Origin of the sequence: Bradyrhizobium sp. CCBAU 53415 (assembly GCF_028128735.1) — a bacterium.
GTDB lineage: Bacteria > Pseudomonadota > Alphaproteobacteria > Rhizobiales > Xanthobacteraceae > Bradyrhizobium.
The window spans coordinates 277,865-291,314 of sequence record NZ_LBJF01000001.1 but is presented as its reverse complement, the minus strand read 5'-3'; the positions used below and the strand labels follow the sequence as shown (position 1 = coordinate 291,314).

At 62.5% G+C, this 13,450-nt stretch carries 10 protein-coding genes and 1 pseudogene; 4 read left to right on the top strand and 7 right to left on the bottom strand.

Features of this window, described 5'->3' with window-relative positions; all coding sequences use genetic code 11:
- Positions 1-36: 36 nt before the first annotated feature.
- The 4 genes from XH87_RS01230 to XH87_RS01215 all read right to left on the bottom strand — a co-directional run bounded on the left by XH87_RS01230 (position 37) and on the right by XH87_RS01215 (position 4,456).
- A complete protein-coding gene (locus XH87_RS01230; RefSeq protein WP_271585861.1) occupies positions 37-1,869 on the bottom strand; it encodes a phage major capsid protein in 1,833 nt (610 codons plus the stop codon).
- A gap of 58 nt (positions 1,870-1,927) precedes the next feature.
- On the bottom strand, positions 1,928-2,506 hold the full coding sequence (locus XH87_RS01225) for a hypothetical protein (protein ID WP_271585860.1): 579 nt from the start codon (positions 2,504-2,506) through the stop codon (positions 1,928-1,930).
- A gap of 275 nt (positions 2,507-2,781) precedes the next feature.
- A complete protein-coding gene (locus tag XH87_RS01220) occupies positions 2,782-3,300 on the bottom strand; it encodes a hypothetical protein (protein ID WP_271585859.1) in 519 nt (172 codons plus the stop codon).
- A gap of 175 nt (positions 3,301-3,475) precedes the next feature.
- Positions 3,476-4,456 carry an AraC family transcriptional regulator gene (locus XH87_RS01215; protein ID WP_271585858.1) on the bottom strand — a complete coding sequence of 327 codons (981 nt, stop codon included), beginning with the start codon at positions 4,454-4,456 and terminating at the stop codon, positions 3,476-3,478.
- Between the two features lie 182 nt (positions 4,457-4,638).
- Between XH87_RS01215 and XH87_RS01210 the strand changes: the two genes are divergently transcribed.
- Both XH87_RS01210 and XH87_RS01205 read left to right on the top strand, forming a co-directional pair.
- Positions 4,639-5,217, top strand: a complete 579-nt coding sequence (locus tag XH87_RS01210; RefSeq protein WP_271585857.1) for a VOC family protein — start codon at positions 4,639-4,641, stop codon at positions 5,215-5,217.
- Positions 5,218-6,488: 1,271 nt separating this feature from the next.
- Positions 6,489-8,183 carry a recombinase family protein gene (locus tag XH87_RS01205; protein ID WP_271585856.1) on the top strand — a complete coding sequence of 565 codons (1,695 nt, stop codon included), beginning with the start codon at positions 6,489-6,491 and terminating at the stop codon, positions 8,181-8,183.
- Here the strand turns inward: XH87_RS01205 and XH87_RS01200 are convergent.
- Positions 8,168-8,401: pseudogene (locus XH87_RS01200) on the bottom strand (dioxygenase); the annotation flags it as partial. The gene XH87_RS01205 and the pseudogene XH87_RS01200 sit on opposite strands and share 16 nt — an antisense overlap.
- Positions 8,402-8,557: 156 nt before the next feature.
- Here XH87_RS01200 and XH87_RS01195 point away from each other — a divergent pair.
- Positions 8,558-8,737 (top strand): hypothetical protein, encoded by a 180-nt coding sequence (locus tag XH87_RS01195; RefSeq protein WP_035669098.1) that lies wholly within the window; start codon positions 8,558-8,560, stop codon positions 8,735-8,737.
- Positions 8,738-8,744: 7 nt separating this feature from the next.
- Here XH87_RS01195 and XH87_RS01190 read toward each other — a convergent pair whose 3' ends face one another.
- Together XH87_RS01190 and XH87_RS01185 are read right to left on the bottom strand one after the other, a co-directional pair.
- Complete coding sequence (locus tag XH87_RS01190; RefSeq protein WP_271585854.1) at positions 8,745-10,214, bottom strand: carboxylesterase/lipase family protein; 1,470 nt, start codon at positions 10,212-10,214, stop codon at positions 8,745-8,747.
- A gap of 75 nt (positions 10,215-10,289) precedes the next feature.
- Positions 10,290-10,499: a hypothetical protein gene (locus XH87_RS01185; protein ID WP_158668861.1), complete on the bottom strand. Its 210-nt coding sequence runs from the start codon at positions 10,497-10,499 to the stop codon at positions 10,290-10,292.
- 229 nt (positions 10,500-10,728) lie between these two features.
- Here XH87_RS01185 and XH87_RS01180 point away from each other — a divergent pair, with 229 nt between their 5' ends.
- Entirely contained in the window at positions 10,729-13,419 is a 2,691-nt protein-coding gene (locus XH87_RS01180) for a flavin-containing monooxygenase (protein ID WP_271585853.1), read from the top strand.
- Positions 13,420-13,450: the final 31 nt, after the last annotated feature.

The following is a 13,450-nucleotide window of genomic DNA, read 5'->3' as shown; positions in this document are numbered from 1 at the left end:
GCGAGCTAGATGCTCGCCGTCGATCAAATCAGTGCTTTAGGCACCGGGATTGCGATAAGCGCCGCGAAAATCCACGGCACCGACTCCGAAATCATGCTCCAGGCTCACTTTCACGCCTTGCAGACCAAACGGGCTCGCGACGGTCGTGCGAGGACCGGAAGCACCATTGAGGAAGCCATAAATGAAGCACGGAACGCGCTTCGGATCGGCAAAAACGTACCAGCTGGTATCGGCGATGTTGGCGTCGGACACCGCACGCAGCTTGGCGGAATACGGGTTCACAGAGTCGGTCAAGGTCGGGGTGATCGTCGCCACGAGCTGATCGATGACCGTTTCCTGATCCGGGCCGGCGAGGATAATGGCCGGAGGCACGTTGAGGAAGCTGCCCGAGAGCGACTTCATGCCACGCAGCACCTTGCGAGCGTCGGAGACGGTCGAAACCGAAGGCGCAGCGCCAGAGCCGGCGAGGTTGCCGTGACCGGCCGCGAACACTGCGGTGTTGTCGGTCTTGAGGACCGGGTTGCCGTTGAACATCGTGAAGAACGTATCGTTCTCGAAGATGAGAACGGTCTCACCGGCCGACGCGAGGATTTGGTCGATCGCACCGAGATCATCGTTCACGAGCATCTGCCGGGAGATGGTGAATACGACGCCATACGGGGTGACCGAGGTGCTCTCGCCGCCGTCGATCGAACCGCCGACCTTGAGTTCACCGTTCTCCTGCACCGGCTGGATCATCGGGAATTCGCCCGCGCGAACCTGCGGATGCGGACGGAAATCCTTGAAGGGCCGCTCAACCGCGAGTTCGCGGTAAGTCGGAGTCACGAGCGTGTAGCGCGCGAGCAGGCTCGTATTGAGCGCGTTCTGGAAAATGCTCGGAAAGTCCGACGTGCTCTGGAAGGCGCGCTCGAACACCCGGAGCTTATCAACTGTGCTCATGGAGAACGTGTGCCCGCGATGGCCAATGCAAGTAGCGGCCATCTCGACGAGCGAAAGCCCAAGATACTGGCGAGCTTGATCCCTGTGCTGCTCGAAGTGCGCCCTGCCGTATCGGTCTTTCGGTCCCTGATAGTCAAAGCCGCTGCTGGCGAGGATGCGCGTGGTGAGTGCGATCTGCATCGCGTCGGCGACGCCTTCTCTCTCATCGCGAATGATCATTGAGGTGTGCTCCATATGTGTGGCGACATGTTCGTCGCGAGTCTTGGAATTGCGCGGCGGAAGCGGCTTCGCTGCCACGCGAGTGACGGGAATTGAGCGGCGATCGAGCATGCGCTGGCGGGCTTGCATGCGCTTTCGAGCGGCATGATCCGGTGACGGAGTGGCACCGTCGAAAGAGCGAACTACGGCCTGCGGGTCGGCTGGCACGCTCACTAGACTGCTTTCAAGGAGGGACCAGCGGGTCGCGGTGAAGGTCAAATCGGCATCAGACGGAATGCGGTCGTTGTCAGGATCGAGCACCTTGCCCGATGCCTCATCCTTGATCTCCCAACGCGAGACAACGTATCCCACCGATACAGAAGTAATCTCTCCGCGCTCGACCATGCCGAGCGCAGCGTTGCCCTGCGGGGTTTTGTTGAATTGGACCCGGCCAAGCAGTGTATCGCCCTCGAACCAGATGCGGACGAAGCGGCCGATAGCGTTGCTGATGCCGCGCTGCGTATGACTGTCGAGCAGCGGAATGCCAGCGCTTTCGAGCCGGGACAGGTCAACGGCATCCGGCGCGATGCGCAGCCGCTCGGTGCCGTAGCTGCGCTGCACGGGGCTGCCCTTGCTGAGGACCACATCGACGGTGCGCTGCTCGGCATTAAAGGTACGGGGCGCGGCTCCGCTCTGCGCGAAGCGACGCCCTTCGAGGTTTTTCAATTTCATAGTGACGTTTCCTGATGGGCCGACGTTGGGATGTGGCCATGGTGATTGCGCTTGCCGGTTAGGCCGCGCGATCAACCTTGACGTACCGCGTCGGCCGTTCGCGCCGGATCAGATCGCAGGTGTAAGTGACTTCGCCTTCGAGGCGTCGAGCTGCGATTGGCACTTCCGCACTGATGCTGCGGGCCAAGCCTGCAAGCTCCTGAGCGGTGAACACGTGTTCGCCGAGTTTTGCAGCGGCCGGCATCAGCTCGGCTGCGGCATCAAGGAACGCGCTGAGCTTGGCAGCGAATACCTGATGATCGTGATTGAGGGCGGTAGCCGCTTTCTCGGCAGCTTCGCTGGCTAGATGCTCAGCCAATGCGGCTTCCGCATCAGTGATCTTCCGATCGATATCAGCGATTGCAGATTTGAGCGACGAAATGCGTCGCTCCGTGAGTGCGAGCCGATCTTCCATCTTCGTGATCGTGGCACTCGAAACGTCGCCGTTCTTGTGCGCGGCAAGCAGATCGTCGCTTGCTGCCATTTTGGATGCAGTTGCTTCATCGAACTGCGAGGAAAGGTCGGCTTTGCAGGTCTGCATGGTAGTGATTTCGGCCCGCATGCGAACGTCTGCGGGCTCTCTCTTAAAAAGAGCCATAGGGTATCCTTCCGGTGTTGCTCTAGGGAGAGGTGACCGGAATTGCCGGTCAAAGGGAAGCTATTTGCTTCGTTTTGCGCGCTCGGCACCTCTGACGTGCTTGCGCGCGCAACGTCGAAACAAAATGTTTCGAGAGTTTACGATTTAAAAGAGCCCGGAGTCGCTGGCCCAGCGCCAACTTCCACGCTCCAAGATATCCGCCGCGTTCTTGGTTCGCATGCCGCCTTCAAAAACTTGCAGAAATGGAACTGAACGCGCTTATGATGTCGGCACGGTCACGTGAGCAGATGTTGTCTGCCCTTGATCAAGGCGTATCGTTCAAGCCAACTCCGCCAACTCACCGGACAGACTTCGAGCGGACCGTTAACACCACCGAGTTGCCGGCTGATGATCTCGCCTCGCTCGCACGCGCTCCGAAGGGTCGATGAGGAGACAAGTCCGCGAGGAACGGATTTGACCATCGTCGCGAACGGCATCCAACTCTCGGTGACATTGCCGGCTCTGAGCCGCGATATGTATGCGTTCGGGGAGCTGCCGGCTCGCTTCTCAGCTTCGGCGACCTGTCGCTTGAGGCTCGCCACTTCGCGTCGCAGCGCCATGTTCTCCTGATTGGCATCCGCGAGCTGCGCTTGCAGATCGGATTGTCGCTCCGAGACCATCTTTCCGCGCTGGAGCGCGTTGGGATTGATGTGTGTGAAACGGAGTAGAGCCCGCATGGCGTGACCGCCGAGAGCGGCCCTTATGTCCGGCACGGGCAGTCGGAAGTGATCGGTTAGATGAGTGAAGGCGTTCATTGGATTGGGTAGCCCCGCGTTCCACCCCGACATAAGCCTGCCGCGCCGTCTCGCAACCCCGCTGACTCGCTTGGAGGGCCTTTAGACGAGTCCGCTATCTGGTGTAGACCGGACCAGCCCGGAAATAGGGTTGAGGTCGCAGTTTGACCCAAGGCGGACATCGAACAGCAGGAGGTCATTTGAGTGCCGGTGATGACTTACCTTTTCGCCATGAACCGGGCGGAATGCCGACATATTTCTTGAAGGCCCGATTGAACGCGGCTTCGGATTCGTAACCGACCTCGGCGCCGACCTGCGCGACGCTGACGCCTGGCGTGCTAAGGCGCCGTATCGCAAGTTGCATGCGCCATCGGCCAAGATAGTGTATTGGCGAAACGCCGACATAGTGTGCAAAGCGATCGGCAAGCACCGATCGCGACAAGCCGACTTCACCGGCAAGTTCAGCGAGTGTCCAGGGCTTGCTGGGCTGCCCGTGGATCAATCGCAGCGCGTGCCCGACATGCCGGTGCTTCAGTCCCGAAAGCCAGCCCTTCGAATCGTCCGGAAGATGCGCGATGTACTGACGCACCACTTCGACGAACATCACTTCGGCAAGCCTCGCCAGCAGGCTTTCGCTTCCGGCGCCACCGCGGCCGGCCTCTTCAGCAGCGACGCGAAGCATGTTGGCCAACCAGCTCTGGGCCGCTGCTGACATCTGGCTGAGAAGCATAGGTGGAAGGGCTTCGAGCAGCGGATTGAACGGTCGTGCATCGCAGCCGAAATAGCCGCAAACCAGATGGCAATACTCGGCATTTTCGTTGTCCAGACGTGTCACGATCGGTAGAGGCCGATCGTTCGGACGAGCATACTCCTGGAGATCAGGAAGACCGCGCATCCCCGGTGCGGAGCTCAGGACATTGGCGTCGCCCATCGGATAGATGACGATGTCGCCCGCGTTGAAACGCTGGCTCGAGTCGGAGCTGTCCGCGAGGCCAGCCCAGCACGAGCCCGATAGGATGGCATGGAAGCTGATCACATGCTCCGCCTCCGGCATGACCATGGTTGCGATGGCGGCTGAAGGCGGCGATTCGCCGACCCACGGGGCGTGGAGGTGCCGTTCGAAGAAGACGGCGCCCGTCAAGCGCACGGTCTTCAGCACGTCCGAAAGAACATCCATAGAAGCGCGCCTCCTCGTCTCGGACGATCGAGCAAGAAAAGCAGACAGGCGGGCATACCAGCACAGTCGTGCGTGCCGTACAAATCGCGCGCATCGGCGCGCCAAAGACAAGTTGGCGGTGAAGCCGGCTGGCAAGCCGACGCCGTTTGGACGGACCCGCATCAAGGCAAGGAGGCGGTACTATGGGATCAGATGCTGCGAACCACACACCGGCCGCGCCCGTCGGGGTGAACCATATCGTGCTCAACGTCCGTAACATGGACGAGAGCCATCAGTTCTGGACTGATGTTGTCGGGCTGCGGCTGGTAGGAGAATTCCGGCAGCGGCCCGGCCGGCCGCCGACGCCGCAAATGCGGTTCTACAGCGGGACCGGGATCTCAGGCATCCATCACCACGACATTGCGCTGGTCGAGAATCCAAATCTACCACCACCGCCCAGCGAGTGGAAAATGTGGGACATGCCGATGGCGATCAACCACATCGCGATTACGTTTGCGAACCAGCAAGCCTGGCTGAGTCGTCTTGCCTATCTACAAGCGAAAGGCGTGAAATTCGACCGGCGAATCGATCACGGGATGACCCATAGTCTCTATCTCCATGATCCCAATGGATATGGCGTGGAGCTTGTCTACGATCTGCCGCGCGAGGTGTGGGAGAACGATATCGACGCGGCGCTGAACTTCGCGGAGCTGCGGCCGCATGAGGGTGCCGAGGCGCTTAACGACCGCACGGACGTGCCGATGTTCGGTTCACGGAACTAACAATATTTCGGCCTCGCTACGCGCGTCTCGGAAGTCTGCTGTTGGCCCTTCTCGGACCTTCCGTAAGGGGCGCTTATTGAGCCGCTATCAGAGTAATAGCGGACCAGCGGTGCGAGCGGAACCGGAACCCCTAGGAAAACTTTCATAGCTGGCGATATGCCGGACTCGTGCGTGACCCGATGCCGGCCACCCCTCCGGAAGAACCTTTTGCGAAGCCCCTGACCCTTCATTTCCAGTAGCTAGCCCCGCTGATGCGCTGGCGATAAGGGGACGCTCCATACAGCGGAGGAAGGAAGAGCGATACCGAACTATTACTGACTCTCCTATTGGAGGCTCTTGTTAGTCGCTGCCATTTGCGGCGTTCCCGCTGTGACGGCAGCGCGACATGATTGAATGATCGACATTTTCGACTGTCGCATGGACACCGCGTCGCCATCTGATCGCGAGGCCGTGTCGCCTATTCACGGGTATGGCCGCGCGCAGCGCGCGGCCTGCCTATCGCGCGAATACGCGGTGCCCAGCTTTCTTCCACGGCTGGGTACGAGCGAGCGAGTGGTTAAAGCGTCGCTCCGTGCAGACAGATATCCGTTATCGTGTCTCAGAACAGTTTTAGGCATAGCTTGCCCATCGAGGGGGAACAGCTTTTGATTTGACCGTTGATCTCACGGCATCGATGGTTGGACACAACCTATTCAAAAGGTCAGCCGGGGTCGCTCTGTCGGCTTTGCGTGCTGCTTGGCGGCGGTGGCGCTATGTACTTCGCGCAACCATCCGCGAAGCAACGGCCATGATGGTCGGTGCAAACCGGAGCCATCTCCGAGACCGCTGTGACCGTTACTCCTGCAACGACCTAGACGGCGGCCTCTCGTTTTGTCGCGGTTCGCGATACCTCTCGAAGGTAAGGCTGGCCTTTGTTTCCCCGGAGTCATGTTCCCCCGGTTCGGCCCATTAGCGAGAGCCTGATCCATCTGCCTGCGACGACGACAGAGACCTATGGTGACCTTGCAGCTAGTGGCCGGTTGGCTCGATCGCCACACAGACCGCGCAGGGTGTTAAAGATCGAGATGGGGAAATGCTCCGCGAATGCAGGCACATAGCGAGGTTTTTGCGCCCACGACTCCGGTGATGCGTCTGCCGCCGCTCCGTGTTATCCGAGTGCTATTCCCGACACCGCCGTGACGACCAACGACAACGTGCGTCGTGGGACTGCGACTCTCCCTGATACGTCGATCCGCGCGGCCGACACGGGCTATGATCTTTGATCAAGCCGAATGGAACGCATGCCAATGACTAGGACGAAAACGGCGGTCGCTTACGCGCGGTTCTCAAGCGAACTTCAAAAAGATCGTTCGATCGATGACCAAGTTGCTCTCTGCGAGAACATCGCGAGGCAGCATGGATACCGCCTCGTTAAGGTCTACCATGACCGCGCCAAGTCGGCCGCGACGATGTTCGAGCGCGATGGGCTGCTCGATCTGATGAAGGACACCAAGGCCGCGAAGTTCGACGCCGTTATCTGCGAGAGCCTTGACCGCATCAGTCGCGATCAGGAGGACTTGGCCGGCATCCACAAGCGGCTGCGCTTCCGCGAGATCGCGCTCATCACGAGCGAAGGCGTCACCACCGATATTCACGTCGGTGTGCGCGGCATCGTCGGCTCGATGTTCTTGACCGATCTCAGCGCCAAGGTTCGCCGTGGTCTCAATGGCCGCGTGCGCGAAGGCAAAATCCCCGGCAGTGTCACCTATGGCTATCGCTGCGTGCCCGGCAAACCCGGCGAGCGCGAGATCGACCCGGAGCAGGCAAAGATCGTGCTCCGCATTTTCAACGAATACGCCAGCGGAAAATCAGTGCGAGAGATCGCAGCGGGGCTGACCCGTGACGGCATTCCGACGCCTCGCGGCGGGAAGCATTGGGTCTATCAGACATTCATGTGCGGCCGGCAGGGCGGCAGGGGCATGTTCGGCAATGTGCTCTACACCGGCAAGATCGTCTGGAATAACAGCCGCACCGTGCTCAATCCGGAGACGGGCCGGAAGCTCAAGCGACGAACGAAGGCGGAGGACGTGATCGAGATCGACGCCCCGCATCTCAGGATCATCCCGCAAACGCTGTTCGATCGCGTCAACGCGATGGCGCGGGACCGGGCTCGCTCGATGTTCGGAGGTTCCGGCAAGCGGCCGGGAGGGAACCCGGAGCGGTCGGTCAGGGATAGCCTGCTCCGAGGTATGCTTACGTGCGGCGTATGCGGCAGTCACATGAGGGTGGCTCAGAAGGCCCGTGACGGCTCTCCAAGAGTCGCCTGCGCGGTGGCCGACCAGACGGGGGAATGCAGCCACCGAAAGACCTACACGCTCTCAGTGCTCGCGACAACGCTTCTGGATGGGCTTAAAACTCACCTCACCGACCCCGCCGTGCTGATCAGCATCACGAGAGGGTTCCATGACGAGATGGCACAGAGCCGGAAAGCCGTCCGCGTCGATCGGGACGCGACGCAGCGCCAGCTCAACCGCGTCAACGTCCAGCTCGATCGGTACGTGACCGCGATCGGCGAGACCGATCAGCCGGTGACGATCCTGATGGAGCGCATCAAGAAGTTGGAACAGGAGCGCGTCGGGCTCACCGAGAAGCTGCGGCTGATCGATGCCGAGAATGCCGGCAACGTGGTGGAGCTTCACCCCAAAGCCATCAGCCAGTTTGCCGCGAACATCGAAACGCTCCACGCCGCCTTGACCACGATCGATGACCCGGAGACGGCCGAACCATTCCGCGTCGCCTTCCGCAATCTGTTCGAGACGGTGAAGGTACACCCAACCGAGCCGCGTGAACCGTATGAGCTGACACCGTTCCTGCGGATCAGTGCCGTGACCGGCATCAATCTATTCCCACCGATGCGCAGTCCGAAAGAAATCCTTGCAGATCAAGGTGTTGCTTGTAGCGATTTATACAACTCCGGGAAACCGTAATAGTCGTAGACCATCGGCGGATGCGGCGAGGTGGACACGGTGAAGGCATCGGCCTCCCAATGTCCGGTGATGACGAGCACAGCCTTCGGTCTCTCGGGGAGAAGCTGCGGCAGACGACCGAACGCCTCGGCGGTCCTGGCATATTGCACGCGCCTGTCCTCCATGAAGGGCCAGGGGCCGCCGCCATGCGACAGGAAGAGGGTCGGAAATCTCGTCATGGGGCTCGTCTCGTTGACAACGGGCGCGTGCGAACTGTCCGCACGATCGGCGGCGAGCATAGGCAAAGCAGCATGGTTAGCAAGTCGTTAACGATTTGCCGCTCAGAATCCCCGGTGTGGCCGAAGCAGTCGGCCTGAAGACAAGTGAGACGTGAGATGAGGAAGTTTGCGCTGGGGGACGTCGTCAACAGTGACAAGGGCCGCCGCGGCGTCGTCCGCGCCGCCTTCAAGTCCAGGGAAGGCCAGCAGTTCTACGCCGTCGAGAAGGACGGCGCGATGGACTATCTGGAGGAAGACCGGCTGACGCCGGCACCCCGCGTGGAGCTCGCGGCTTAAATCCAACTCAATTCCTGCCCTCACCTGCGAGCCGATCGAGGCGCCCCGCCAAGGGATCGTCTCCGCTCGCGATGCGATCATTCGTGATCAGCAGCAGGCGATCGCCGCTGGCCGCGTCCCAGCGCGGCAGGTCGGGACCGTTGGGATCGCCGGTCCTCGCGAAATTGATCCAGTAGGCGCGCACGCGGCTTGCGACCGCGCGATCACGTCGCGACAGGATGCCCGCGCCGGGAACGCCTTCCGCACCGAAGATAAACTGCAACTCCCGCCCGTGGCCAGCTTCCGGATTTGCGCGCCGGGCCTCCGGCACATAGGCGAAGCGATAGCGAAACGTCGGCGCACCACTTGCGACGTGCAGGCGAGCCAGCAATCGCACCGGCTCCGAGAAGACTTTGTCGGTGTAGAACCTTGCCGCGAGATCCGAAGGTCTGGCGACGTCCGGATAGAGCTTGCGCAGTTCGCTGCTGGGAATGCCGGACGACGCAAGCTCCTTCTTGATATCGACCTCATCGTCCAGACCCGTCTCGTCGTCGTTCGAGCCGATGATCAGGGGAATGCGACTTTGACGTCCGGCCGCAAAGCCTGGCGCAAGGTCCTCGGCTACCAGACGTCCATCCATCATCGGCGCGAAGCTGCGGGGCGATTTCTCGAGCAGATGCTTTTCGACGGCAAGCAGGCGCCGCGGCTCGGCCAAGCGCAAATCTTCCTTCGGTCCAAGCGCGGCCACGAACTGCCGACCCACCGCTTCCGCCTCTTGCACCGAGCGCAGGCGCGCGCGGCCGGGCATCGATTGCAGAATGGCTTTCTGGAACAAACCACGCGTTTGCGCAGACAGCATCAGAAGCGCGATCGACGTCGCGCCTGCGCCACTGCCAAACAAGGTGACGTTGTTAGGATCGCCACCGAACGCCGCGATGTTGTCGTGAACCCAATGCAGCGCGGCGACCTGGTCCATCAGGCCGTAATTGCCGGAGCCGCCTTCCGACGAAGCGGGATCCACGAGCCAGCCAAGCGCGCCGAGGCGATAATTGGCGGTCACCACGATGAGGCCGGCCTGCGCCAGCCTGGCGCCATCGAACCGAAGATCGTTCGCGGTGCCGCTGACGAAGCCGCCGCCATGGATGAACATCATCACCGGCAGCGGACCGTCGACCCCGAAAGGACGGAACACGTTCAGCGTGAGACAGTCTTCGCTCGCATCAGGCAGCGCCGGCTGAAGGCACGGCGCGCCGTACTCGTAGGCGGTGCGCATCTCCGAACTTTCGGGCGTCGGCTGCGGCGGGCGCCAGCGCAGCGCGCCGACCGGCGGCGCCGCGTAGGTCAGTCCCTTGAAAGACGCTACCTCGCCTTCCACGGCACCGAGCATCTGTCCTTCACGCGTCAACGCGAATGGAAACTGTCCGACCGACTGAGCCACAGCCGATCGTACGCAACACAGGACTGCGGAAGCCGCAACAAGTGCAAGCAAGGACCGCATCTTCGAAGGGTCTCGATGAAGGGCTGCCGGCAGGTTATGTCGAGGGCCGTCAGCGAGGCAAGCCTCGCGCCCGCACTAGCTGCCTTTGTGCATCAACTCCGCCAGCGCGCGACGCGCGACGATGCCGAGCTCGCCGAGCGTGGAGTGGCCGGACTGCGCCGCCTCGATCAGGCGCTCGGCGATGAATCTGCGGCTGTCGTGATCGCCGCCGTGCGGCAATTGGCGGCACGTCTCCTCCAGGACGACGTCCATGTTCGCCTTGGTTCGCTCACTCAACTCTGTCATGGCGCCCAGTCAGTATACGTGGCTTGTAAGCGCAAGCATACACAGAAGGATGTGGTCTGATTACCCCGGACAATCCCGGCGATTGTGCATCGCGGTGCGTGCATTGGCGCAATGTTCGCCCAGCCACGATGACGCCGCAAGCGACTACCGAAGATTGCACTTGCTCTGATGACAAGCCGGGCCTGCAGCGTTAGCCTGCCGGCAAAACAAGATACACGGGAGGAATGCCATGCCTGACGCGATGGTCGCCGCACGTGAGTCCAAGGCGGCAAGTGGAACAGCCCAGCAGGTCGATGTTGCCGTGGTCGGCGCCGGATTTGCCGGGCTCTATCTCCTGCATCGCCTGCGCAAGGCCGGCTTCTCGGCGGTCGCCCTCGAAGAGGCCGACGATGTCGGCGGCACCTGGTACTGGAACCGCTATCCGGGGGCGCGCTGCGACATCCAGACCATCGATTACAGCTACACCTTCGATCCGGAACTCGAGACGGCCTGGAGCTGGTCGGAGAAATACGCGACCCAGCCCGAGATCCTGCGCTATCTCGGCTTCGTCGCCGATCGCTACGATCTCAGGCGCGACATCCGCTTCAAGTCCAAGGTCACCGAAGCCAGATGGGATGAAGCGTCCGAGCGCTGGCAGCTCACCATCGACAACGGCCCTCCGGTCTCCTGCCGCCATTACATCATGGCCACCGGCTGCCTCTCCGCGCCGAAGCCGCCGGAGATCGACGGCGTCAAGGACTTCAAAGGCGAGGTCTATTTCACCGGCCGCTGGCCGCATGACGGCGTCAATCTGGCGGGAAAGCGCGTCGCCGTGATCGGCACGGGCTCGTCGGCGATCCAGTCGATCCCGCTGATCGCCGAGCAGGCCGCGCATCTGACCGTGTTCCAGCGCACGCCGAATTTCGCGCTGCCCGCGCATAACGGCCCCGCTCCCTCCGACCGCACGGGCCTGCTGCAGGGCGACCGCGCTGCCTATCGCGAGCAGGCGCGCCAGTCGATGGCCGGCGTGCCCTATCCGCAGCAGACCGCCGTGAGCTGGCAGCTCACCGACGCCGAACGCCGCGTACGGTTCGAGGAGGCCTGGGGCAAGGGCGATCTCGTCTACATCCTGACGCAGTTATGGGCCGACCAGGCCGTCGACGTCGACGGCAACCGGATCGTCCAGGACCTGATCCGCGAGAAGATCCGCGCCGCCGTCAAGGATCCCGAGACCGCCGCGGCGCTCACGCCGCATGACCATCCTTTCGGCGCCAAGCGGCCGTGTCTCGATACCAACTATTATGCGACCTACAATCGACCGAACGTCACGCTGGTCAATCTGCGCCAGGAGCCGATCAAGGCGATCACCGCAAGCGGCATAACCACCGACAGGCGCAGCTTCGACCTCGATGTCATCGTGTTCGCGACCGGCTTCGACGCCATGACCGGCGCGATCCGCGCCGTGCATCCGATCAGCGGTCGCGGCGGCAAGTCGCTGACTGACGTCTGGGCGCAGGGACCGCAGACCTATCTCGGACTCACGGTCGAGGGCTTCCCGAACTTCTTCATGATCACCGGCCCCGGCAGCCCGTCGGTGCTGTCGAACATGGCGGTGTCGATCGAGCAGCATGTCGACTGGGTGGTCGATCGCCTGGCCGCGCTGCGTGATGCCGGGTTCACCACGATCGAGCCGACCGAGACGGCGCAGGCCGGCTGGGCCCGGCACATGGCCGACTGTTCGATGCTGACGCTGCACCGGCTCGCCAACACCTGGTACACCGGCGCCAACGTGCCCGGCAAGGTGCAGGGCCTGATGCCCTATACCGGCGGCGTCGGTCCCTATCGCAGCATCTGTGACGAAGTCGTCAGTCGCGGCATGCTCGGCTTCAGGCTCACCGGCCCCAATGGCGCCGTGCAGTGCAATGACGGCGAGGTGGTGCGACTGCAGCCAGACGTGCGCCTGGTGCTGAACCTGCTCGCAACGCTCAACCTGCCGCCGATCGAGTCGATGGGCGCGGAAGGCGCGCGCGCCTTCGTCACCGAGTTCAACAAGAGCCGCCCGGCAGGACGGCCGATCGGCGAGATCGTCGACGGCACCCTGCCCGGCGCCGGCGGGCCGCTGCCTTATCGTGTCTACAAGCCGGCAGCGCCTGGGCCACATCCGGTCGTGGTCTATTTCCACGGCGGCGGCTGGGTGCTCGGCGACGAGCAGTCGGACGAGCCGTTCTGCCGCGACATGGTGCGGCGGACCGGCATGATGTTCGTCAGCGTCGGTTATCGCCACGCGCCGGAGCATCGCTTCCCGACGGCCGCAGAAGACGGCTATGCGGCAACGCGCTGGATCGCCGAGCACGCCGCCGAACTCGGCGGCAAGCCGGGCCCGGTCCTGGTCGCGGGCTGGAGCGCCGGTGGCAACATCGCCGCCGTCACCTGCCAGCTCGCGCGCGATCGTGGCGGGCCCGAAATCGCGGGCCAGCTCCTGATATGCCCGGTCACGGACTGCAGCTTCGATCGCCCGTCCTACAACGACAATGCGACCGGCTATTTCCTGACGCGCTCGCTGATGTACTGGTTCTGGGATCTCTACTGCTCGCCTGCGGACCGTACCGATCCGCGCGTATCGCCGCTGCGCGGCAAGGTCGAAGGGTTGCCGCCGGCCTTCGTGGTGACCTGCGAGTTCGATCCCTTGCGGGACGAAGGCGTTGCCTATGCCGAAGCGATGGAAGCCGCAGGCGTCCCGGTCGGGCAGCTCAGGGCGCACGGCCATTTCCACTCGTCCTTCACAATGGTTGATGTGGTGATCACCGGGGCGCCTGGCCGAGTGCAGATGGCCGAAGCCTTGCGCCGCTTCGCCGGGCTCCCGCCGGAGGTCAGCAGCGGTGACGAGCACGGCAACGGTCAGGCGAGCCCGGGACACAGAATCGCGGCGGCGGCGAGCTGATTGCGACGAGGCGGCGGGAACCTTTTCCCCG

Excerpts from the sequence above, each read along its gene's own strand:
- XH87_RS01205 (WP_271585856.1), top strand. The coding sequence starts at position 6,489 with ATGGAACGCATGCCAATGACTAGGACGAAAACGGCGGTCGCTTACGCG.
- XH87_RS01230 (WP_271585861.1), bottom strand. The coding sequence starts at position 1,869 with ATGAAATTGAAAAACCTCGAAGGGCGTCGCTTCGCGCAGAGCGGAGCC.
- XH87_RS01185 (WP_158668861.1), bottom strand. The coding sequence starts at position 10,499 with ATGACAGAGTTGAGTGAGCGAACCAAGGCGAACATGGACGTCGTCCTG.
- XH87_RS01220 (WP_271585859.1), bottom strand. The coding sequence starts at position 3,300 with ATGAACGCCTTCACTCATCTAACCGATCACTTCCGACTGCCCGTGCCG.
- XH87_RS01195 (WP_035669098.1), top strand. The coding sequence starts at position 8,558 with ATGAGGAAGTTTGCGCTGGGGGACGTCGTCAACAGTGACAAGGGCCGC.
- XH87_RS01225 (WP_271585860.1), bottom strand. The coding sequence starts at position 2,506 with ATGGCTCTTTTTAAGAGAGAGCCCGCAGACGTTCGCATGCGGGCCGAA.
- XH87_RS01180 (WP_271585853.1), top strand. The coding sequence starts at position 10,729 with ATGCCTGACGCGATGGTCGCCGCACGTGAGTCCAAGGCGGCAAGTGGA.
- XH87_RS01215 (WP_271585858.1), bottom strand. The coding sequence starts at position 4,456 with ATGGATGTTCTTTCGGACGTGCTGAAGACCGTGCGCTTGACGGGCGCC.
- XH87_RS01210 (WP_271585857.1), top strand. The coding sequence starts at position 4,639 with ATGGGATCAGATGCTGCGAACCACACACCGGCCGCGCCCGTCGGGGTG.
- XH87_RS01190 (WP_271585854.1), bottom strand. The coding sequence starts at position 10,214 with ATGCGGTCCTTGCTTGCACTTGTTGCGGCTTCCGCAGTCCTGTGTTGC.